General features: G+C 54.7%; 19 protein-coding genes and 1 riboswitch. Of the genes, 4 read left to right on the top strand and 15 right to left on the bottom strand.

Annotation, left to right across the window (positions count from 1 at the left end; genetic code table 11):
• Positions 1-9: 9 nt before the first annotated feature.
• From KNP02_RS09995 to KNP02_RS09980, 4 genes are all read right to left on the bottom strand, one after another.
• Positions 10-1,005 carry an aspartate-semialdehyde dehydrogenase gene (locus KNP02_RS09995; RefSeq protein WP_034781260.1) on the bottom strand — a complete coding sequence of 332 codons (996 nt, stop codon included), beginning with the start codon at positions 1,003-1,005 and terminating at the stop codon, positions 10-12.
• 12 nt (positions 1,006-1,017) lie between these two features.
• Positions 1,018-2,217 carry an aspartate kinase gene (locus KNP02_RS09990; RefSeq protein ID WP_034781262.1) on the bottom strand — a complete coding sequence of 400 codons (1,200 nt, stop codon included), beginning with the start codon at positions 2,215-2,217 and terminating at the stop codon, positions 1,018-1,020.
• A gap of 114 nt (positions 2,218-2,331) precedes the next feature.
• Positions 2,332-2,512, bottom strand: a riboswitch (Lysine riboswitch).
• A gap of 77 nt (positions 2,513-2,589) precedes the next feature.
• Complete coding sequence (locus KNP02_RS09985; protein ID WP_214708865.1) at positions 2,590-3,018, bottom strand: GNAT family N-acetyltransferase; 429 nt, start codon at positions 3,016-3,018, stop codon at positions 2,590-2,592.
• The gene (locus KNP02_RS09980) at positions 3,012-4,172 is read right to left on the bottom strand and encodes an alanyl-tRNA editing protein (RefSeq protein WP_214708863.1); all 1,161 of its coding nucleotides are present in this window, start codon (positions 4,170-4,172) and stop codon (positions 3,012-3,014) included. Before KNP02_RS09980 ends, KNP02_RS09985 begins: the two co-directional genes overlap by 7 nt.
• A gap of 96 nt (positions 4,173-4,268) precedes the next feature.
• Between KNP02_RS09980 and KNP02_RS09975 the strand changes: the two genes are divergently transcribed.
• Complete coding sequence (locus tag KNP02_RS09975) at positions 4,269-4,997, top strand: GntR family transcriptional regulator (RefSeq protein ID WP_214708861.1); 729 nt, start codon at positions 4,269-4,271, stop codon at positions 4,995-4,997.
• A gap of 33 nt (positions 4,998-5,030) precedes the next feature.
• Here the strand turns inward: KNP02_RS09975 and KNP02_RS09970 are convergent, their stop codons facing one another.
• The 4 genes from KNP02_RS09970 to KNP02_RS09955 all read right to left on the bottom strand — a co-directional run bounded on the left by KNP02_RS09970 (position 5,031) and on the right by KNP02_RS09955 (position 9,736).
• On the bottom strand, positions 5,031-6,134 hold the full coding sequence (locus KNP02_RS09970; RefSeq protein ID WP_214708859.1) for an LCP family protein: 1,104 nt from the start codon (positions 6,132-6,134) through the stop codon (positions 5,031-5,033).
• A 151-nt stretch (positions 6,135-6,285) separates the two neighbouring features.
• A complete protein-coding gene (gene nagB, locus KNP02_RS09965; RefSeq protein ID WP_214708857.1) occupies positions 6,286-7,050 on the bottom strand; it encodes a glucosamine-6-phosphate deaminase in 765 nt (254 codons plus the stop codon).
• Positions 7,047-8,192, bottom strand: coding sequence for an N-acetylglucosamine-6-phosphate deacetylase (gene nagA / locus KNP02_RS09960; protein WP_214708855.1), 1,146 nt, complete (start codon positions 8,190-8,192; stop codon positions 7,047-7,049). The genes nagB and nagA overlap by 4 nt, the downstream gene beginning before the upstream one ends.
• Positions 8,193-8,365: 173 nt before the next feature.
• A complete protein-coding gene (locus tag KNP02_RS09955) occupies positions 8,366-9,736 on the bottom strand; it encodes an MATE family efflux transporter (RefSeq protein ID WP_214708853.1) in 1,371 nt (456 codons plus the stop codon).
• Between the two features lie 37 nt (positions 9,737-9,773).
• Between KNP02_RS09955 and KNP02_RS09950 the strand changes: the two genes are divergently transcribed.
• Complete coding sequence (locus tag KNP02_RS09950) at positions 9,774-10,547, top strand: CHAD domain-containing protein (protein ID WP_214708851.1); 774 nt, start codon at positions 9,774-9,776, stop codon at positions 10,545-10,547.
• On the opposite strand, the gene glsA is transcribed toward KNP02_RS09950, so the two are convergent.
• Positions 10,544-11,485: a glutaminase A gene (gene glsA, locus KNP02_RS09945; RefSeq protein WP_034781271.1), complete on the bottom strand. Its 942-nt coding sequence runs from the start codon at positions 11,483-11,485 to the stop codon at positions 10,544-10,546. The two genes, KNP02_RS09950 and glsA, sit on opposite strands and share 4 nt — an antisense overlap.
• Before the next feature lie 58 nt (positions 11,486-11,543).
• Positions 11,544-11,717 carry a hypothetical protein gene (locus KNP02_RS09940; protein ID WP_167491852.1) on the bottom strand — a complete coding sequence of 58 codons (174 nt, stop codon included), beginning with the start codon at positions 11,715-11,717 and terminating at the stop codon, positions 11,544-11,546.
• A 112-nt stretch (positions 11,718-11,829) separates the two neighbouring features.
• On the opposite strand from KNP02_RS09940, the gene hemG reads away from it, so the two are divergent.
• A complete protein-coding gene (gene hemG / locus KNP02_RS09935; RefSeq protein WP_214708849.1) occupies positions 11,830-13,194 on the top strand; it encodes a protoporphyrinogen oxidase in 1,365 nt (454 codons plus the stop codon).
• Positions 13,191-14,264 (top strand): TIGR04053 family radical SAM/SPASM domain-containing protein, encoded by a 1,074-nt coding sequence (locus tag KNP02_RS09930; protein WP_214708847.1) that lies wholly within the window; start codon positions 13,191-13,193, stop codon positions 14,262-14,264. The genes hemG and KNP02_RS09930 overlap by 4 nt, the downstream gene beginning before the upstream one ends.
• Positions 14,265-14,302: 38 nt before the next feature.
• Here the strand turns inward: KNP02_RS09930 and clpB are convergent, their stop codons facing one another.
• From clpB to ligA, 5 genes are all read right to left on the bottom strand, one after another.
• Positions 14,303-16,894, bottom strand: coding sequence for an ATP-dependent chaperone ClpB (gene clpB, locus KNP02_RS09925; protein WP_214708844.1), 2,592 nt, complete (start codon positions 16,892-16,894; stop codon positions 14,303-14,305).
• An 18-nt stretch (positions 16,895-16,912) separates the two neighbouring features.
• Positions 16,913-17,776 (bottom strand): DnaJ C-terminal domain-containing protein, encoded by an 864-nt coding sequence (locus KNP02_RS09920; protein ID WP_214708842.1) that lies wholly within the window; start codon positions 17,774-17,776, stop codon positions 16,913-16,915.
• 141 nt (positions 17,777-17,917) lie between these two features.
• Positions 17,918-19,090, bottom strand: coding sequence for a CamS family sex pheromone protein (locus tag KNP02_RS09915; protein WP_214708840.1), 1,173 nt, complete (start codon positions 19,088-19,090; stop codon positions 17,918-17,920).
• 142 nt (positions 19,091-19,232) lie between these two features.
• Complete coding sequence (locus tag KNP02_RS09910) at positions 19,233-21,104, bottom strand: DUF7507 domain-containing protein (protein ID WP_214708838.1); 1,872 nt, start codon at positions 21,102-21,104, stop codon at positions 19,233-19,235.
• A gap of 214 nt (positions 21,105-21,318) precedes the next feature.
• Complete coding sequence (gene ligA, locus KNP02_RS09905; RefSeq protein ID WP_214708836.1) at positions 21,319-23,313, bottom strand: NAD-dependent DNA ligase LigA; 1,995 nt, start codon at positions 23,311-23,313, stop codon at positions 21,319-21,321.
• Positions 23,314-23,320 lie beyond the last annotated feature (7 nt).

Here is a 23,320-nt window from a genome sequence, read left to right as displayed (position 1 = left end):
ATCTCCCCCTTATTTTGTAGCAGTCTGCCCAATCATGCATTGGGCGATTTGGACGGCGTTCGCTGCCGCGCCTTTTCGAACGTTATCAGCGACACACCAGAGATGGAACGTGTTCGGCTGTGACTCGTCGACACGAACACGACCGACGTACACGTCGTCTGTCCCGTTCGCATCGAGCGGTGTCGGATAGACGAGTTCGCCCGGGTTGTCCATGAGGACGACACCTGGCGCGTCCGCGAGCACGGCTTTCACTTCGGCTAGCGTCGCCTCGCGGTCGAGCGTGACCGTGATGGAGACGGCGTGGCTGTTACGGACCGGGACACGGACGCATGTCGCCGTCACCCCGAGGTTCGGCGCGTTCAAAATTTTACGTGTTTCCTCGATCATCTTCTGTTCTTCTTTCGTATAACCGTTCTCTAAGAACACATCGATGTGCGGCAAGACGTTATCGTAAATCGGATACGGATAGTTTTTCGGTTCCTCGCCGCGCGCTCCGCGTTCCAAGTCTTCAATCCCTTTTTGACCCGACCCGGAGACGGCTTGATACGATGTGTAAGCGACGCGCGTCAACCCGTATACTTCCGCAAGCGGTGCGAGTGCGACGACCGATTGAATCGTCGAGCAGTTCGGATTGGCGATGAGTGTCTTGTCCGGGCTCAGTTCGACTCGGTTCACTTCCGGGACGATGAGCGGGATGTCCGCTTGCATCCGGAACGCGCTCGAGTTATCGATGACGATGACCCCTTGTTCACTCAAACGAGGCGCATATTGTTCACTGAGGCTCCCCCCGGCTGAGAAGAGCGCGATATCAATCGGGTCGGCGTAAATCGCGTCCGACAGTTCCCGGATGACGACATCTTTTCCGTTCACGTTCACGGTCTTTCCGGCTGAACGGGCTGAAGCGTAAAGCAATAATTCGTTGATTGGAAACTCGTATTCGGTCAAGACTTCAATCATTTTTTGACCGACGGCTCCGGTCGCGCCGACGACGGCTACGTTATACATGGTGACTCCCCCTTATAAATGGAAACGTTCGGCGATAGCTGCGACCGCCGTTTCAACGTCTTGATCGTTAATCGTGTACGAGATGCTGATCTCGGATGTCGTGACTTGATAGAATGGGATCCCGCTTTCACGGAACGTGGCGAACAATTCGGACGCGACTCCGGTCGCGTCACGCATCCCGATGCCGACGACCGAGATTTTCGCATGTTCGGTATGACGGTCGATTTTGATTTGCGGGAACGTCTCGGTCAATTCCGCGAGCGCTTCTTCGAGGAACGCCTCTTCATCGAGCGGACACGTGAACGATAAGAACACTTCTCCATCGAACGCCGTCTGACTGATCATATCGATATTGACATGACGCTGTGACAACTTCTCGAAAATGTCGGCAACTCCTGCCACCGAATGTGGAATGTGTTTGATTGAGACACTGAGCACGTTTTTCACGACGCTCACGCTCGTCACCGCTTTTTGTTCCATCGCCTGTGTCATATCCATGATCCATGTTCCTCCTTCGCTTGCAAGCGTCTTCCCTACAAAAATGTTCACATCAAATTTTTTCGCGAGCTCTACACTCCTCATCTCCATCACTTTCGACCCGAGCGCGCTCATCTCCATCATCTCGTCATATGAGACCGTGTCTAGTCGGCGTGCCGTTTTGTGGATACGTGGATCAGCCGTGTAGACCCCGGCGACGTCTGTATAGATTTCACAACGTTTGCTTAGCACGGCGGCCAAGGCGACGGCCGTCGTATCCGACCCACCCCGTCCGAGCGTCGTCACATCACCGAACTCGTTGACACCTTGGAAACCGGCGACGATGACGACGTCATACGTCCGAAGTTTTTCTTCTAACACTTCTTTTCGAATCGCTTTGATTTTACTTTTCGTGTGAATGCCCATCGTGTCGATGCCGGCTTGTTGTCCGGTGAGCGAGATGGCGGCCACGCCCCGAGAGTTCAAAGCGATGCTGAGCAGGCTGATCGTCTGCTCCTCACCGACCGCGAGCAAGCGGTCAAGTTCACGAATCATCGGACGTTCCGTGATTTGTTTGGCGAGTGACAAGAGTGAGTCAGTCGTTTTCCCCATCGCGGAAACGACGACGACGAGCTTTTCACCGGCGGCGGCCCGAGTCTGTAAATATTCAGCAATGGCCTGGATTTGTTCAATCGTGGCAACGGAGCTGCCTCCGAATTTCAATACGGTTGTCATCAGGTTCCCCACTTTCATGATGTCCACCAACAGAAAAAGCGGCAGACCGGTAGGAAGCACTCTCCCTACGGTCTGCCGCTTGTACGCGCAGTTGAAAAACGATTAAAGAATCGTTCCGTAGATAGCGCTCCATGGCATTTCATCCATGGCAGTGTAGGCGTTATTCACGACTACCCCAGCCTTCGTTCGTACGCATGCGAACGTCGACTTCGGCGAATTTCCCCTTTCGGCTCGATCCGGAATGCGTCCGTGTCGATCAAGCTTACTCATGTCATTCGCAACCTCTATCTGTCAGTTGTTAGTTTTAGTTATAACAAATGCTTCCCGGCTTGCCAACCTTTTTTTAGAAAAAAGGAAAATTTCAAACAATGGTCACCACGCCTTGTGCATCATCCGATGTGGAATGTCAGCATCTAAAAATTCATCGCCGTACGCCTCGTACCCGAGTCGTTCATAGAACGGAAGTGCCGTCAGTTGCGCCCCTAGTTTGAGCTCGTGTAACTCCCTCGCCCGCGCGACAGATTCAATCGAAAGCATGATCTCCTTGGCATACCCGTTGCCGCGCTTCGTGGCAAGTGTGGCGACCCGTTCGACTTTCCCGACCCCGTCACCGATTGGGCGCAGACGTGCCGTCGTGACAGGCTCAGCGCCCACCATTCCGACAAAATGGATACAGTTCGGGTCGAGTTCGTCATACTCAAGTTCCGGCGCGATCCCTTGTTCACAAATAAACACCGTTTGCCGCACAGACCGGGCCAGTTCAATCAGTTTCGAGTCGTTCCCGTGTTCAATCTTCAACATGATACCATTCCTTCCTGTAGCCGCTTCACAATCTCCGCTGTCGCTCGTTCTAACTCGAGGACAGACTCGAAGCGGGCTTGCGCTTGTTTGTGACTGCCGCCCCCTCGACCGATGCCGAGGTCGTCGAGCGTCCGTTTCAAAAACTTACCGATGGCGATGTCGTGTGTCCCGTCATGCATGAGCCACAGCTTTTGACCCGTATGATTGGCTCCGACGGCAATCCGTCCGGTCGCGGCGATCCGTTCGACGATCGTCGTCGTGAGCGTCTCTGCTTCCGTCTTGCCGATGTGGGTGATGACATAATTGTCTTCTTGCAAGAAGGCAGCGACTTTCGCTTTCGCGACGCGGGCCTCGAGCGCCTTCACTTCTTTGTCCCGCTCGAGACGAAGATTCCGTTCTTCGATGACACGGGCGGCGACCGTCTCGTTCGTCGTCGACAACGTTTGGTGAATCGTGCGTAGTGCGGTCCGGGACGAATGGACCGCGGCCAAGGCCCGAAGACCGGCGACGTACGTCAAACGGACGTTACCGCGGACTTTCTTCATCGAGGTCACATGGACGATTCCGAGTTGACCCGTTGAATCTACATGGGTCCCGCCACAGGCGTTGTAATCGAGGCCGTCGATGGCGACGATGCGAACGGTTCCGGTGCGGTCGGTCGCTTTTCGTAAACGGTCTTGTTCGACTTCTTCGGACGACAGTTCATATGTGGAGACGGGGCGATTTTCAAAAACGATACGTTGCACGTCCCGTTCTAGCGACTCGATTTGATCCCAATCGAACACGTCCGTCTCGATCTCAAGCGACGATTCCTCAGGCCCAATCCCAAAACTGAGCGTCTGAATACCGTACTCATCCTCTAGCAAAGCCGTCAACACGTGCTGGGCCGTATGTTGAATCGAATGGTCGCGTCGGACAGCGTCGTTGACGATGCCGGTCACAAGCGTTCCAGGTTCAAGCGCACGTTCGATCAAGTGCCAGACGATCTCATCGACCCGTTGCACATCGAGCACGGGCTCTCCGTTGAGTGTGCCGGCATCCGGTGGTTGTCCCCCGCCTTCTGCATAAAATAATGTGGATTCAAGCGCGATCCATGTCCCGCGCGCATCGGTGCGGGTCTCGGTCACCGTCGTTTCAAATTGCCATGAATTCATTGCTGTCGCCGCCTTTTCTGTAGGATATGTTCAGACAACTAGTCTAATTTGGTCTATAATAAGAAACACTTACTTTCGAAGTCAGGAGCGATATGCATGTTACAGATTGATAAACAATCACCGCTACCTATTTATTATCAAATCGAAGCCTATTTAAAGCAACAAATAGATGCCGGCGAGCTTCAACCCGGAGAATCGATTCCATCCGAACGGGAGTTTTCCGAGCGCTATAACGTCAGTCGGATGACGGTCCGACAAGCGATCACGAACTTGGTCAACGCCGGTTATTTAAGCCGGCAAAAAGGCCGGGGAACGTTCGTCGCCAACAAGAAAATCACGATGGCACTGTCTGGATTGACGAGTTTCTCAGAAGAAATCAAGCATCGGGGCATGCGACCGTTCAGCCGCCTGTTATCGTTCCAGACGATTCCAGCCCCAGCGAAAGTCGCTCAAAAGTTGAGCGTGTCTCTTGATACCCCCGTCTATGAGATGCGACGGTTGCGTCTCGCCGATGAGAACGTGCTCGCCCTCGAGACCGCGTATATCCCGGTCGCCTTGTTGCCAGAACTGACCGAGACGGTTGCCGTCGGTTCAATCTATGAGTTTGCCGAGCAGTCCGGCCTTCGATTAAAGAACGCGACCCAAACGCTCGAGGCACGGAGTGCGGGGCCGGAAGAAGCGAAGCTGTTGACGATTTCTCCGAACGCCCCTGTCCTTTTGATTGATCAACGAACGTATCTCGAAAACGGAGACATGTTCGAATATAGCCGTTCCTTGTTCCGTGGTGACGCCTACTCGTTCACCGTCTCCATGGATCGGACGTAAAAAAATGGTTTGCCGCGGACGGCAAACCATTTTTTATTGTGCTTCGTACGTGATGCCGGCAGGATCATACATATACGTTTCGATCTCTGTATCGGTCATCGGCTCCACTTCATTGCCCGCATCGGCCTGTTGGACACGATAGCGGACTTCTTCGAGTAACGGCTCGTTCAAGAAGTAATAGAAATGGCCGTCGTTGCCGCGGGCCCCTTCACCGGTCAACTGATACTGGACCGTGTTGTTGAGGGCACCGACGTCTTCGATCAGGCGCATATAGTCGTTTGGACCGAGCGTCGTCTGCATGTTGTCACCGACCGCCTTCAACACCTTGTCATAGTTGTTGATGAGCGACGTGCCGAGCGCTTGGTCAAGGACGGCGTTAATGACTTCCATCTGGCGCTGTCCGCGTCCGATGTCACCGCGTGGGTCGTCATAGCGGTTCCGGACGTAAGCGAGTGCCTCTTCACCTGATAGCCGTTGACGGCCCTCTTCGACACGAATCACTTCTTTGGACGTAGTATGTTTGATTGTTTCAAAAGGAAACGCGACGTCTACAGAAACGCCTCCTACCGCGTCAATGAAGTCAATAAATCCTTGAAAATTGAGCGAGACGACGTGATCGATATCGATACCTACCAAATCCTCTACTGTATTCGTCGCTACTCGCATCCCATTGTTCGGGTTCGACTCGTCCATCGATCCGAAATAATGTGCGTGCGTGATCTTATCTTGATCGAGTCCAGTCTTCCCATACGGGATGTTGAAGCCCGTGTAGTCGATATTGACGTACGAGTCACGCGGGATGCTGAGCATCGTCGTCTGCTTATTTTTCTTATTCAAAATGACGACAATCATGACGTCAGAGCGGCCATATGCTCCTTTAGCTTTCATTTTCGGGGATAAGTCCGTTCCGAGCACGAGGAAGCTCTCGGTATCCTCTTTATCGAATCGCGTCGGTTCGAGGGTCGGATCATCCTCAAGTGTCACTTGCGTACCGGACAACATGTTATGTGCTTTATAAAACGTTGTCCCATACATGCTCGAGCCAACGATGACGGCGATCAATACGAGGGCGCTGAACAGCTTATAAAACGCAGACGGGCCTTTGCGACGTCTACGAGCCTGGGTTCTTGAATTCATGAGTTTCTCCTTCACGGTCGATTGATATGAGCTTCACCTATTATAGAGGAATCCTCGACTTTTGTCGAAAACGTTTTGATTACAAATCCATTTCCATACAATTTCCCACAGTTGGCCATAAAAAAACCTGGAGACACTTGTCTCCAGGTCGTTAAGCTCGGATGGAAAAGAATCGGTCGGCCGCTTCGCTGCCACGTGCCTGTAACACGTCACTGCATCCTGAAGCCGCTTCGGCGTCGAGAACGATGGTGACGCTTGGATGCGCCTGTAAGATGGAAGCCGGCCACTCGATCGTCGGTACGCTCTCAATCATGTGGTGCACGGCTTCCGCTTTACGAGCACCTGTTGCGACGAGTACAATTTCTCGCGCGTTCATGATCGTATCGAGCCCCATCGTGATGGCATGTGTCGGCACTTCTTCAATCGTGTCAAAGAAACGACGGTTCGCTTCCCGCGTCGACTCGGTCAGTTCGGTCACGTGCGTCTTCGCATCGAGCGCGGTACCCGGCTCATTGAAGGCGATATGTCCGTTCTCTCCGATGCCAAGCAATTGAAGATCGACCCCGATCGACCGGACGAGCTGTTCGTATCGTGCCGCTTCCGCTTCCGGATTTTCCGCGTCACCACGAGGCACATGGCTCTCTTTGAACGGGACGTCATTGAATAGCTTCTCTTCCATGAAGTGATGATAACTTTGCGGATGACTCGGTGCGAGTCCGATGTACTCATCTAAATTGACGCTTGTGACATGACTGCAGTCAAGCTTGTCACGTTTGAACATCTGATACATGCCGACCGGCGTGCTCCCCGTCGCCAGCCCGAGCACGAACTCTCGTTTCCCGGCCAATCGTTCAGTGATGAGTGTATAAGCGATCGTTTCTGCATCTGTCGGTGTTTTCGCAACTAGTATGTTCATTCCATATCCTCCTTCGAATAAGCGATACGTCCTTGAAGAATCGTTGTCGTGACCGACAGCGCATCGTCCCAAATGACGAGGTCCGCATCAAAGCCGGCCGCAATCGATCCTTTGTTCGTCAATCCGAATTCACGCGCTTGGTTCGTCGACGTCATCTTCACCGCTTCAGGTAATGTGCATCCAGTGAACGTGACCACGTTTCGGAACGCCGCGTCCATCGTCAAGACGCTACCGGCCAAGTTTCCGGCTTCAAGGCGGGCTGCCCCGTCCGTAACGATGACCGGTTGGCCTCCGAGTTCATAGCGACCGTCCGGAAGCCCTTTCGCCCGCATTGCGTCCGTAATGACGACGAGCCCGTCCGCCCCTTTTAAGCGATAAGCGAAATCGACCATCTCGTGACGGCTGTGAATCCCGTCTGGAATGATTTCGACCATGACGTCCCGCTCCAATAAACAATAGCCGACCGTTCCCGGCTCCCGATGGTGAAGTCCGCGCATCTGATTGTATAAGTGCGTCGCATGTTTGACGTTCGCTTCCTTGTTCTCGGCGAACGTGGCGTTCGTGTGCCCGGTCGACCCGACCGCCCCGGTCTCAAGCATCGCTCGTTCGAGTTCACGTGCCCCTGGACGTTCCGGCGCATACGTGACGAGACGGATGTGCCCGCCGGCCTCTTGTTGCCATGTCCGGAACTGCTCCGCGTCGGGGTCGATAATATATTCTGCCGGTTGCGCCCCCGCGTTATCGACGTTGACGAACGGTCCTTCTAGATGGATGCCGACGAGCGACGTGTCTCCCGCCTCGATGACAGTCCGGGCTGATTGTAGCGCCTTCGTGATGGCAGTCGGTGACTGCGTGATCGTCGTCGCAAAGAATGATGTCACTCCTTCAGCAAGCATCGACTTGGCGAGATGACGCAATCGGTCTTCATCCGCATCCATCGTGTCGACGTCATACCCGCCGTGGATATGAACGTCGATCATGCCCGGCGTCACAAGCGCCCCGTCCACATCGAGCTCCGTCTCACCTTCTGCTCTATACTCATCCATCGAACCGACGCTCTCAATCGTCGCTCCTTCGAACCGGATATATCCTCGTTCCCATGTCTTGTCCCCCGAAACGATCTGTGCGTTGATGATCACCATGATTGGTCATCCACCTTTCCTCAAGTAGCTTCATCGTCATCATAACAAAAAATCAGTATAGTTGTATAGACCAATTTTGTTTAATAAAAAGGATTGATTCCCTCAATCCTTTGCCCGACTTATTCATGCCTAAAACAACAAAAGTTGACGTCAGTGACGTCAACTTTTGCAGGTTATGAGGTCTCGTTCATGAGCGGTTTCCCCTCATACCGTTTGACGATATGAATGAGACGCATGAACAACAAGACGGCGCCTGCCGCAAGACCTGCGATCAACCCGATCCAGTAACCATCCGGTCCCAAGCCGAACTGTTCGGCGAGTGTATAGCCGAGCGGGAGACCAATCACCCAATAGGCGATAAGCGACAAGACGAGCGTCACGTTCACGTCTTTGAAGCCACGCAAAATCCCTTGAATCGGTGCGGCGACCGCATCCGACAGTTGGAAAAAGACAGCGAAGATCATGAAGTGGGCCGCGAGTTCCACGACGGCCGCGTCGTTCGTATAAATCGCGGCTACCCGTTCATTTTGCCAGAACAAAAGACCACCCGAGAAGAGCGAGACGGCCAGACAGAGTACAATCCCGATTTTAGCATAGCGCACCGCATCCTTCAGTCGCCCTGCCCCGAGTTCGTACCCGACGACGATGGTGAGCGCGCTCGATGCCGACAACGGCAACATATAGACGAACGAGGCGAAGTTGATGGCGGCTTGGTGGGCCGCGACGATATTGTCACCATAGGCGCTAAGGAGCAATGTCACTGCCGCGAAGATGCTGACTTCAGCAAAAATGGCGAGACCGATCGGCGTGCCGAGCTTGAGCAACTCTTTTTGTCTCGGCCACATGAGACGTTCCACCGAGCGCAGGAAGCGATACTCGAGGAACGGTTTTCCGTTCCGGACGAACGCGAACGCCATAAAGAACAGCAACCAGTAGGTGATCGCTGAGGCAATTCCGGCCCCTACGCCGCCATATGCCGGCACACCAAGTTTTCCAAAGATGAAGATGTAGTTTAACCCGACATTAATGGGTAACCCTAATAATATAAGCAGCATCGAGATCCGTGTCTTGCCGAGCGAGTCCATGAGTGTGCGCAACACGTTGAACAAAAACATCGGCAACACTCCGAATCCGAGTGCGAGCAAATACCCTTTGGCAATTCGTTTACCTTCTTCGCTCAGCCCCATGCCGTCAACGGCCGTCGGGACGAGCCAGAACCCGAGGATGAGCGTCGCGACGCTCAGTCCGATCGCTAAGTATACACCTTGATACAGTGTTCGTTGAATCTGTTGGATGTTACGGGCCCCGAGCGCCTGCGCGACGATCGGTGCGACAGCGAGCAAAATCCCGCTTAACCCCGTATAGACGGGCATCCATAGACTCGACCCGACGCCGACACCTGCCAAATCGACGGCACCGGCACGGCCTGACATGACCGTGTCAAAAAAGCTGATTAAGTAAAAGGACACTTGTGTCACCAAAATCGGAAAGAAGATGGTGAAGAACAGTTTAATTTTTTCATTAAGTGAATGTGTTTGATACATGGACAACCTCATCTCATTTCAGAAAGGAAAAATTAGAATGAATCAACGGAATGCGGAGAAATTAAAATACGAGCTTTTGGAGACGTGGAACACGTTCAATCATTATATGACTGAGGCGCTCACGTTCCAAAACAGCGAAGACATCCACCAAGCGCGGGTCCATCTTCGGAAACTATTGACGTTCATGCAACTGTACGACACGAAACCTTCCACGTATCGTCAGTTGAAACAGTTGATGGAGGCGCTCGGTGCAGTGCGTGACGGGGACGTTCTTCTCGCAGGGCTCGCTGTCGAGACCGAGCTCGAGCAGGCTTTCGCCGATCACGTCGAAGCGAGCCGCGCCAAAGACTGCACGATTTTAAATACGCGCGTCACGGAGAAGATGACCCCATCGCTCGACCAACAAGTTCGCCGCTTTATCGGCGGACAGTTGTTCCGTGCCTTCAAAAAGCGGGACGCCTCTTCATTTATCGATAAAGCGAGGAGCGACCGCAAACGACGGATCGACGCCCATCACGACGCGACGGAGATGTCCGACCGGCTCGAGACACTCCATAAAGTCAGGCTCGCCGTAAAACGGGAACGTTATTTGAACGAATACTTGTTGAACTACGAAGCGAAAGCCTCAAAAGAACAAATTCAAAAGCTGAAACGGCTTCAGACCGAGCTTGGCGACATGAACGATCGCCATCAACTGTTATTGCGTTGGAGCGATTTCACACCACCCGCCGCCTTGGCCGACGATTACGAACAAGTCGTGCACGAGCTGCAATCTCGGCTCGACGAATCGGTCGACGCCATCCAGCTTTAGCGGGACGTGTAGCGTTCGACGAGCAGTTCGAGCAGTTTCATCCCGGCAATTGAGTTCCCTTTCGAGTCGAGCGCCGGTCCGAAAATCCCGAAGCCGACATCGCTCAGTCCGAGCTCGTGTTTACCGGTCGCAAGGATGGCCCCGGACACCCCGCTCTTTCCCGGGAGACCGACACGGACGGCAAATTCCCCAGACGCATCGTACATGCCGCACGTCGTCATGATCGCTTTGACGATTCGGACGACGCGACGCGGGATCAGCTCTTCGCCCGTGACCGGGTCTTCCCCGTTGCCCGACAAAATTCGGCCAATGCGGGCCAAGTCAAAGCAATCGATTTCAATCGCACACTGCTTTGTGTACACGTCGATGATTTCATCGACATCACCCTCGACAATCCCGTGATGGCGCATGAAATAGAGCAAGGCCCGGTTCAAGTCGGTCGTCTCGTATTCCGAGCGGGCGACTTTTTCGTTATACGTGATTTCCTCCACCGGCACGTCGAGCAACGTCGCCAAAAACTGGCGGAACTGATAGATTTTCAGTTCCGCCGTGTCCCCTAAAATCATGCTCGTGACAGCGAGCGCCCCTGCATTGATCATCGGATTGAGCGGCTTTGACGGCACCGTCTCTTCAAGCTTGGCAATCGAGTTGAACGCGTCGCCGGTCGGCTCCATCCCGACTTTCGAGAACACGTAATCTTCTCCAAACTCCATCAAGACGTAACAGAGCGTCAACGCCTTCGAGACGCTTTGGATTGTGAACTTATGGTGGACGTCCCCCGCATGAATATATGAACCATCAGGCAAACAAATCGCCACGCCGAGCAAATCATCCTGTACATGCGCGAGCTCAGGAATATAGTCGGCGACTTTCCCTTGTGCTGTGTACGGACGACACTCATCGACCAAATGCGCCAACTGTTGTTCCAATACGTTCATCCAATCACCCCATGTCCGATAGTTTTCAACCGGGTCATCTTATCATATTCGAAGACGGTTAACCATCAAGTGGTCCGTCTTCCTTTTCTGGCTTATACCATTCCTCATCAGCCCAAAGGACCGACGGGCTGTCTTCATCTCCGTCGAGCTTCTCCCCGTACCGATTCATCGATGCGATGAAGGCGATAATGCCGACCACGACGACTGTCGCCGTTATGCCGAACCAAACCATATGGAGCCTCTCCTTCCCAATCGTGACGAATTTGTCTAGAACCATGTGAGACTTATCCTATGTCTACGTCAATATTCTCGGTACCGTTAGGAAGAACACTACATAGAAATGGGTGAATGGATTGAACAAAATTGCAATTATCGGTGGAGGAATTACAGGCATGGCCGCCGCCTATTACGCGAAACAAGCCGGGGCGCACGTCACCATGTACGAAGCGAGCGATCGAATCGGCGGAAAAATCAAGACCGTCTATCAAGACGGCTTCGTCTTAGAATGCGGACCGGACGGATACATGGCCCGAAAACCGACATTGACCGAACTGATCACCGAGCTCGGACTCGACGATCATCTCGTCCGGTCGATGACCGGGACATCGTACATTTATGTCCGCCAACAGCTTCGACAAATGCCGGACGGATCGGTCATGGGCATCCCGACCAAGTTTTGGCCGATGGTCAAGACCGATTTGTTCACGTGGCGCGGTAAACTTCGGGCCGGGATGGACCTCGTGCTGCCACGCGTCTATACGGGGACAGACATCTCGCTCGACAAATTCTTCCGGACCCGGCTCGGATCAGAAGTCGTCGATGCGATGATTGAACCGCTTCTCTCGGGAATCTACAACGGGACGCTCGACGATATGAGCATCGAGTCTACTTTCCCTCAGTTTATCACGATTGAACAAAAAACACGCAGCCTGATTCTCGGTATGAAAGCATTGACACCACCTGTTCAAGCCGGCGTCAAGCCACGTGAAGCCGGGAAGTTTCTATCCCTTCAGCAAGGTCTCGGTGTCCTCATCGAGGCGCTTCGCCCGTCGATTGACCGCCTCTATACAGAGACGAAAGTCGCGGCGGTCCGGCCCCATGAAGTCACCCTCGTCGACGGGACGTCCGAGTCGTTCGACGGTATCATTTTGGCCACTTCGCCGAATGCGCTCGGTCCGATCCTCGGTCTCCCGGAAGCAGAAAAATTGTCCGAGTTGAAACGGACGTCTTCCATCACCGTGCTCGCGGCGTTCGATGAAAAAGAGGTCGCGTCACTCGACGGGACCGGTTACGTCATCGCCAAAGCGGAAGGGAACGCCTTGACGGCCTGCAGTTGGATGCATAAGAAGTGGCCCCACATGGCACCAAAACATAAGGCGCTCTTACGCGTCTACATCGGATCTGAGTTCGTCCCCGACTTGTTGACGGAATCCGACGAGACCATCGCCGACTTCGCGCTGCGTGAACTGCGGAAGATTCAACACGTCGGTACCCCGATCTTCACAAAAGTCGAACGGCACATCGATACGATGCCGCAATATGAGGTCGGTCACAAACAATACGTGCGCGCTTTCGAAGAGCAGCTGTCCACACTCGACGGGATCGAGGCATGTGGTGCCATCTTGCATGGCGTCGGTCTCCCCGACTGCGTCGATTCGGCCAAACAGGCCGTCTCCCGGGTGATGGCTGGACAGGCGGTGTCCGTATGAAACGAGTCGACTACAACGAAAATCCATTCATCGTCATCTGGGAAGTAACACGTGCCTGTGCGCTGTCATGCGTCCATTGCCGGGCCGAGGCCCAGTTCCATCGGTATCCGGGTGAACTCGATACCGAACAAGGCAAAGCACTCATCCGAGACATCCGCGCAATGGATAATCCAATTCTCGTCTTCACCGGGGGCGACCCGCTCATGCGTGAGGACTTGTTCGAACTGACCGAATATGCCGCTTCGCTCGGCATGCGTGTGTCGATGACCCCGTCGGCGACACCTCGCGTGACCCATGACGCCGTCAAACGGGCGAAAGACGCCGGCTTGACGCGCTGGGCGTTTTCACTCGACGGTCCGGACGCCAAATCGCACGACTACTTCCGCGGTACGCGTGGCAGTTTCGAACGGACGCTGCGCGGCATCTCTTACTTCCGAGAAGAAGGGATGTCATTCCAAATCAATACGACGGTCACGGAATATAACGTCGACCAGCTCCCGGAGATCGCCAAACTCGTCGGGGAACTCGGCGTCTCGGTATGGACGTTGTTCTTCCTCGTGCCGACCGGCCGCGGGTCACTCCTCCAACCGATCTCGCCAGAACGGCATGAAGATGTACTCCGCTGGGCGTTCGCGTTGCAAGAGCATGTCCCGTTCATCATCTCGACGACCGAGGCACAGTTTTATCGGCGCATCGCCCGGCAAGAAAATTTGAAACGAAAACAAGTTGGATTGCCGCCCATCGGCCATCCACATGATGACCTCGCCAAGGCGCCCCGCGGGACGAACGACGGGAACGGCTTCGTGTTCATCTCACATACGGGTGACGTCCAGCCGTCCGGCTTTTTGCCGATCACATGCGGCAACGTGAAAGAGACACCGCTCGCTGAGATTTACCGGCACCACCCGGTCTTCAAGTCGCTGCGTGACCCTGATACACACCACGGGAAATGCGGCTACTGTGAATATCGATACGTCTGCGGAGGGTCTCGGGCTCGCGCTTATGCCGTCACCGGCGACTATAAAGCCGAGGAACCGTACTGCGTCTATCAACCCGAACCGATTGCATAAACAAAGAGCGCCGGCGTCAGCCAGCGCTCTTTTGTGATTCAGTGAGTGACCGTCGCGGGACGAAGCGTCAACTCGTCGTTCTCGACGTCGATGACGACCGTCTGGCCGTCCTCGATATCTCCGGCGAGAATGCTACGGGCAAGTTTCGTCTCAATCGTCCGTTGTACGTACCGGTTGATCGGACGGGCCCCGAACTGTGGCTCATACGCCTCGTCGGCGATGAACACCTTCGCGGCATCCGTGATCTCGATTTGAATCGAGCGCGCCGTCAAGCGACTGCCCATGCGTGCGACCGCTTTTTCGACGATTTGGCCGATTTGAGCCCGCGTGAGCGGATGGAACAAAATCGTCTCATCGACCCGGTTCAAAAACTCGGGACGGAAGTGGCGGCGGAGCCGCTCGATGACTTGGCGTTCTTCCGCATCATCGATGACGCCATCTTTCGCCGCTTCGAGCAAGATGTCGGCCCCGATATTCGACGTCATGATGACGATCGTGTTTTTGAAGTCGACGACACGCCCGTGCGAGTCGGTCAAGCGACCATCATCGAGCAGTTGCAGCAAGATGTTGAACACATCGGCGTGTGCTTTCTCGACCTCGTCGAGCAGGAGCACCGAGTACGGGTTGCGGCGGACCGCTTCCGTCAACTGGCCACCCTCTTCATAGCCGATATAACCCGGAGGTGCCCCGACCAGACGAGACACAGCGTGTTTCTCCATATACTCGCTCATGTCGAGGCGAACGATATGGTCCTCCGAGTCGAACATCGCCTCGGCGAGCGCTTTCCCGAGCTCGGTCTTCCCGACACCGGTCGGTCCGAGGAACAAGAACGAGCCGATCGGACGGTTCGGATCTTTGATGCCGGCCCGAGCCCGAATGACGGCGTCGCTGACGAGCCGAATCGCATCGTCTTGTCCGAAGACGCGTTGATGAAGTACCGTCTCGAGGTTGAGCAACTTATCTCGTTCTCCTTCGGTCAATTTCGTCACAGGGATGCCCGTCCATTTCGAGACGACCTCGGCAATCTCTTCCTCGGTCACTTCTTCCCGGACGAGTTCACGTGTCACCGAACCAGCGAGCCGCTCTGCTTCTGCAAGCTCGCGCTCGAGTTCCGGGATGCGGCCATATTTGAGCTCGGAGGCCCGGTTCAAATCGTAACGGCTCTCGGCTTCTTGCAGTTCAAGTTTCACTTTTTCTAAATCCCCACGGATATGTTGGACACGATGGGTCGACTCTTTCTCGTTTTCCCAGCGGAGTCGGAGCGCGTCCGACTGTTCGCGGATCGAGGCGAGCTCTTGCTGCAACGCATCGAGTCGTTTCTTCGAGGCGTCATCGCTCTCTTTCTTCAAAGCCGCCTCTTCGATTTCGAGTTGCATGACGCGGCGCACGAGTTCATCGAGCTCGGCCGGCATCGATTCCATCTCCGTCCGAATCATCGCACACGATTCGTCGACGAGATCGATTGCCTTGTCCGGCATGAACCGATCGGTGATATAGCGGTTCGATAACACGGCCGCTGCGACGAGCGCGTTGTCGTGAATGCGGACACCGTGGTGAATCTCGAAGCGCTCTTTTAATCCACGCAAGATCGACACCGTGTCTTCGACGTCCGGTTCGTCGACGAGCACTTGTTGGAAGCGGCGCTCGAGCGCTGGATCTTTCTCGATATATTGCCGATATTCATCGAGTGTCGTCGCACCGATACAGTGGAGTTCACCGCGGGCGAGCATCGGTTTGAGCATGTTCCCGGCGTCCATCGCGCCTTCGGACTTACCGGCCCCGACGATTGTGTGCAGTTCATCGATGAAGAGGATGATTTTCCCTTCCGCTTCTTTCACTTCGTTCAAGACGGCTTGGAGCCGCTCTTCGAACTCGCCGCGATATTTGGCTCCGGCGACGAGCGAACTCATATCGAGACTGAAAATCGTCTTGTCTTTCAAGCTCTCCGGCACGTCGCCGCGGACGATGCGTTGGGCGAGCCCTTCGACGATCGCCGTTTTCCCGACGCCTGGTTCCCCGATCAAGACCGGGTTGTTTTTCGTCTTCCGGCTCAAGATACGGATGACACGCCGAATCTCGCTATCGCGCCCGATGACGGGATCGATTTTGCCGGTCTTCACTTCTTGGATCAAGTCGCGTCCATATTTCGTCAAGACGTCATACGTCGCTTCCGGTGATTTCGACGTAATCCGTCGATTGCCCCGGACGGCGACGAGTGCCTCACGCAATCTCTCCTCGGTCACACCTTTGCGTTCGAGCATGTTCTGTGCTTGACTCTTGTTCATGATGATCCCAAGCAGAATATGCTCGACCGAGACGTATTCATCGCTCATCCCTGTCGCTTCACGTTCCGCCGTCGTCAACACGTTCAACAGCGAGGCCGAGATCATCGGCGTCGTCGGCGTTTGAAGTTTCGGTGCGTTCTTGAGCGCCATCGCGACCTCGGCCTCGATCTCGGCGACGCTCAGTTCCATTTTTTGCAGTAAGAGCGGCGCGATGCCGTCCGTTTGTGAGATCATCGACGCCAAGACGTGCCATTCGTTCATCTCGCTATGGTGGTACTGTTTCGCAAGTGCCTGCGAGCTGACGATGCCTTCATGTGCTTTATCGGTAAATCGATTGAAATCCATTCTGCTTCCTCCTTAGGTTCAGCGTTCGAGTTGTTCGTAAACAGATCGGTGGGCGGCGTCTAGCGGCAAATCGACTTCAAGTTGGACGAATAGATCCGATCGGACTTTCGAAGCGGTCATGAATCCACGTCCCGGGATGCGCATCCGTTGACCAGGCCGCGACCCCGGTTTGACTTTCAGCTTGACCCGACCACCATCGAGTGTCGCCACGACGACTTCCGCGCCGTCGAGGAAAGCGAGCGGACGCAACCGTTTGACGGTAATGACGTTCGCCCCTTCGCGCCGGTACATGTCGTCATCAGTGAAGTGGAGCTCGACGTACACATCGCCTCGATCGCCCGACTGTCCGACTTTACTGCTCTTGCCTTTGAGCCGCAGCTTTTGTCCTTCATGGGCGCCTTGCGGGATTTTGACGTTGACCGTCCCCGTCTGTAGGCGCAGGCTCACTTTGGCATCACTCGTCAACTGACTGAGTGGGACATTGACTCGGACCGTCTCATCGAGGTCTTCTTCGACCGCCTGGTCAAAGAAGCTGCCGAACATATCCTCAAAACCGAATGTGCGCGACGTCGTTCGTGACCCACCGCCGAATTGACGGAACAAGTCCTCGAATTGGGCCGATCCTTCCCCGTACCCATCACCACTGTACCCTCCACCGAACGTCGGCCCTTCCGGACTTCCGTAACGGTCATAGTTCGCTTTTTTGTCAGGATCGCTCAACACATCGAAAGCCTCTTGGATTGCTTTGAACTTGTCTTGGGCACCCGGGTCTTTATTCACGTCCGGATGGTATTGTTTTGCCAACTTTCGATACGCTCGTTTTATGTCTTGGTCGGATGCCTGCTTCGGCACGCCAAGGACGTCATAATAGTTTTTTGCCATCTCGTTTCACCTCACCTATCCCTTTCCCGATTCTGTTAAGTCTATTCTACCGATTTGGTCAAAGAAGGTCAAAGAATTTCCTCGTTACTTGTCATACGAAAAAAAGAAGGCATTCGTTTCATCACGATGCCTTCTTATCGGTTAGAAATATACTTTCGGACTATCCATGCCCTCTTCAAACACGATCGTCACTTCTTGTTCGCCACCGAGCGAGGTGACGTTGATTCGGACGGGTACGTTCCGGTTGTATTCCCAGCGGTTCTCGAGCAGGCCGACGACGTGCTGCGTGAAGCCGACGAGTTCGGCCCGGCTATAGTACTGGATCGGAATATCGATCTCAATCCGTGACAATTCCCCGTTCTGATAAAAACCTTTCCCGATCATCCCGCTGAAATCTGGGAACACATCAGCGATTCGGTCGCTGAAGAGGGAGAATTTTTGAGCGTCATCGCGCACTTCCGTCGTCGCTTTGGCGGACGGGAAGTAATAATACGTCTCGTCGACATCTTTCCAATCACTCGCCGTCACCTCGCCAGCCGTGCCAACGAATGCCGATTTGACATAGTTCCCCGGCGTCGGTGACCCTTGCGACGCTTTCATATACAATGCGACGTTGATATCGAGATCTTTGAAGTCCTCGCGCTTGCGCAGTTGGGCGACGAGTTCATTCGCCATGCGCTCTCCTTCAGCGATGACTTTCTTCTCGTCCAACTTTTCCGTATACGTCGGACCGAAATTCGGCGCTTGGAACACGTACTCCCGGTTCAAAATCAAAGCGAACGAAACACCGCCGAGTTGATAGCCGTTATCCGTTTTCGTCATATAGTTCTGTTCGACGAGCGACGCCAAATAGAGTGGCGACTTTTTATTCTCCTCGACGAATTGGTCTTCGGCCACTTCGGCCGTGCCGTTCGCATACGCCGGGTTGAGCGGGACGAGACCTTCTGACGTCTTGTCTTTACGGCCAAGCAGACGCGAGACATCTTCACTCGTCAATAGCTGTCCTTCTTGATACGCATAGTTTTCCGGTTTGAACGCGCCGGTCGAATGGCGCATGAGGCCGAGTTCCACTTCTTCAAGTTCGAGCGACGAGCTCACTTGGCGCTGGGCCAACCCTCGGGCTGCCGCCGGTTTAAATGGAATGACCATCTGGTAATATGAATCACGCGCTTGAATCGCTTCTGTGACGCCTTCGGCTGCCGTCTCTTCACCCGTCGGTGTGACATTCTCTTCCCCCATCGGGATTTTCATCGAGCACCCGCCGAGGAAAACCGTCGCGGCGAGAGCTGGGATAATCAATTGTTTCCATTTCATCTATGTCTGAACTCCTTTGATGATTCGATTCGTTACACTTCGTCCATTATAACAAAATCGTCCGTCGAAAAAAGTGTCGAAGCGGAATCAGTCCCGATTCAAAGAAAAGCACCCCCCGACTCGTGTCGGAGGGCGCCTGCAATTATGCTTTTGTGGATGGACGGCGCTGATACGTCACGAACAAGAGCCCGAGCACGATCAAGACGAGTCCGAGTACCGTTCCCCACGTTTTTGTCGTGCCGGTCATCGGAAGGGTCGCTTGATCTGGCGTCACCGGAGTCGTTGGTTCCGGCACATAAACCGATTCATCTTGGTCATCACGGTTATCGTTGCCCGGTTTTGGAAGGCTTTGCTTTACGTGCACCGTCGCCTCGTCCGTTCGGGACACACGCGCTTCACGATTGACCTCGAACGTGAACGTCGTCCGGTTCGTCAATACTGCGCCCGCTCGCACATCATAGGATGGCAAGAGTACTTTTTCCATCTCGAGCACGACTTCCTCACCTGGGATGAGTCCGTTCTCGACTTCAGCGAGAGCCTGCATGCCGTCTCGAAGCGTCTCGGTCGTCTCGCGCTGTTCTTTGGTCGTCAACGCCCCGCTCGTCCATTCATCGATGACATCGACAAAGTACAAGGTGACATTCGACGTGTTTGTGATTGTATACGTATAGCGAATCGCCTCGCCCGGGTGCACCGTCCCTGGGCTCGCCACTTTCGTGACCATGAAATCGGCTTGGTTCAATAAGACGATCTGTTGACTCTCGGCATCGACGACCCGTCCATAGGAATCGGTCGCGCCGACCCGGAACACGTTCCCGATCTCAGGAGCGTTCGTCCGGTCATAGTCGCTCGGGATTTTTAAGTTGACCGTCGCCTCGACGCGTTCACCTGCCGCGAGGCCGTTCTCCCCGATGAGCGCCATCAACTGCTCACGCACGTCGGCATTGAATGCTTCGACCTTATCAGCATCGATGTCGCCGCTAAAGAACTCATCTTCGATGGAGGTGATCGTGAGCGCCGTCTCGCCTGTGTTCTCGATGACGAACGTATACGGAATCACTCCGCCGACGACGGCTTGATCAATATTTGCCTCTTTACCGACCTCGAGGCCAATCGTCTCATTCGGTACGACCGTGACGGTCGCCTCGGCACATTCGGCCGGAATCAATTCATCTGCTCCTTCAACACCGATACAAAACGTATTCGTCACCACCGTCTCATCTGTCACGTCTGGTGCGAACACATCGAACTGGATTGTCGTCGTCCCGACCGGTATCGTCGGAAACGTCCAATCGAAGGCGGGTGGTCCACTCACGGTCGTCGGGAGTACCGAACCTTCCGGACCGAGAACTTCAACCGAGTCCGCGACGACGGTCAACGCTTCCGGGACCGTGTTGGATACGGAAAAATTCTCGACAGGGGCGCCCGTCACATCGATGACGAGCCGATACGTCACTAAATCTCCGCCTAACACACGCTCGATTGGCCCGTCGGCACCGAGCACCAATTGATCGATGGCAACTACTGGGGTGGCGGAGGGTGCAGTCACTTCTTCTGTGACAGGTTCTTCTGGCGATGGCTCTGATTCAACGAGCGGAGGCTCGACCGGTGTTTCAACGTCTGGAACTGTCTCTGTCCCGTCATCACCCGGCTCAGTCGACTCGCCCGCAAGTTCCTCAACATGAAATGCATAGACCGCGTCCGGGAACGAATAAGGAACACCCTCACCATTATATAACGTGACTTGATCGATGGTCGTAACGTCAACGTCGGCCGCATCCACCATGAACCGCCAAATCGTTGACGATTCACGCGCCCCGTAGTACGTCACGTCGTCGTAAATCAGGCTTGCGCCGTCGTACGCTTCGATTTCTTCAAGGCTCAAATCAATTTGTGCATAAATTGGCGTTGGTGTCATTGTCGTGTTCGCGTAAACGCCATTCGGTGCCCACATGCCAATCAATACGAGGATGAAAGTGATGAGTGCGATGAAACGTCGGTTGGTATGTTGCATGCTGGTCCCCTCCTCTAAGGTGTGACGAACGTCTGCGATGACACGCTCCGGCACGGGAGAGGGATGGAGGATGATTGTGCGCGAGTCGTGGTGTCGAAAAGTATTTGTAGATACTAATCATTACCCATCCGTTGAAGGTGCGAACCTGCCCACGACCGGAAAACGTTTAAAAATCAGGTCAATGATAAAAGGCCCTCCCTTAGGAGGACCTCGTTCAAGATTGTTCTGCTAGGAAAGCGAGCAACGCCGCCTCGTCCCACACTTCGATGCCGAGCGACTCGGCTTTCGTCAGTTTCGAGCCAGCCTTCTCGCCGGCGACGAGGAGATCGGTGTTCTTGCTGACGCTGCCCGTGACGCTCGCACCAAGCAATTCAAGTTGCTTCCCGGCTTCGCCACGTGTCATCTCATGCAGTTTCCCGGTCAAGACGACCGTCTTTCCGGCGAGCGGCGCATCGGCGTCGACCGGTCGTTTCGCACCTTTGAACGTCAGATTGACACCTGCCGCTCCGAGGTCACGGACGAGGTCACGCGCTTCCGGCTTCTCGAAGTATAAGACGATTGATTCAGCCATCTTCGTACCGATGCCATCGATTGACGTCAAGTCGTCGATCGAGGCCTCCATGACCGCTTCCATCGTCTCGAACCGTTCCGCAATCAACGCGGCCGCTTTTTGTCCGACGAGGCGGATACCGAGCGCGAACAAGACGCGCTCGAGCGAGTTCTGTTTCGACTGCTCAATCGCCGCGAGCAAGTTCGTCACCGACGTTTCGCCCATCCGGTCGAGCTCGAGGAGCGCGTCCCGGTCGAGACGGTACAGGTCGGCCACGTTATGAACGAGCCCGGACGCGTGGAGTTGTGTGATTACTTTCTCGCCGAGCCCATCGATGTTCATCGCCGGGCGTGACACGAAATGAATCAGCCCTTCGAGCAGTTGGGCCGGGCATTCGGGATTGACGCAGCGGTGGTCCGCCTCTCCTTCTAAGCGAACGAGTTCAGATTCACAGGCCGGGCAATGCGTCGGGAAGACGATTTCTGTCTCCTCCCCGGTACGCTCACTGACGAGCGCCGAGACGACGGCCGGGATGACGTCCCCGGCTTTCTTGATGACGACACGATCTCCGATGTGGAGGTCCTTCTCTACAATGAAGTCCTCGTTGTGGAGCGTCGCATACGTCACGGTCGATCCCGCGACCGAGACCGGTGCGAACCGTGCGCGTGGCGTGACTTTCCCGGTCCGCCCGACACTGAAGTCGACGTCTTCAATCGTCGTCACGACTTCTTCAGCCGGGAACTTATAGGCGACGGCCCAACGCGGACTCTTCGCCGTGAAGCCGAGCTGTTCTTGCTCTTCGTAAGCTGCGACTTTGATGACGATGCCGTCAATCTCATATGGTAGCTCCGACCGCTTCGTCACATACGTTTCGATATAGTCCCATAACTCATCGGCCGTATGACACGTCGTGTACTCTTGGCTGACGGCGATGCCGAGACGGCGCAAATATTCGAGCGACTCGTCATGCGAGGCGACGAGGTCGTCCGTCGAGACGAGCCCGTAGGCGAAGAACGCCAAGTTCCGCGACGCCGCGATTTTCGAGTCGAGCTGTCGGAGCGAACCTGCCGCCGCATTGCGCGGGTTGGCGAATAAAGGTTCCCCAAGACGTTCTCGCTCGTCATTCAAATGTTCGAACGACCGTTTCGGCATATATGCCTCACCGCGCACCTCGAACGTGACGTCCTCGTTCAACCGAAGCGGAATCGAGCGGATCGTCTTCAAGTTTTGCGTGATGTCTTCTCCGGTCGTCCCGTCACCGCGCGTCGCGCCACGGACGAGCCGACCGTCTTCGTATTTCAATGACACGGCGAGCCCGTCAAACTTGAGCTCGGCGACGAAGAGCGGACTGTAACCGAGATCTTTCTCGATGCGTTCGACCCATTCGACGAGCTCTTCTTTAGAAAACACGTTCCCGAGCGAGAGCATCGGCGTGTCATGCGTCACTTTGACGAACGCGTCGAGCGGGGCACCGCCGACACGTTGCGTCGGCGAATCCGGACTCCGGAGTTCCGGATAGTCCGTCTCGATTTCAATCAATTCGTTCATGAGACGGTCGTATTCCGCATCCGGGACGCTCGGGCGGTCGAGCACATAATATTCATACCCGTATTGATTTAACTTTTGACGAATCGCTTCAACGCGTTCTGCCATCTCCATATAATCA

The sequence above is a fragment of the Exiguobacterium sp. s40 genome (genome assembly GCF_018617905.1).
In the GTDB taxonomy this organism is placed as follows: Bacteria; Bacillota; Bacilli; order Exiguobacteriales; family Exiguobacteriaceae; genus Exiguobacterium; species Exiguobacterium mexicanum_A.
Note: the sequence above shows the minus strand (reverse complement) of the source record. Positions and strands in the feature narration are given on the sequence as shown.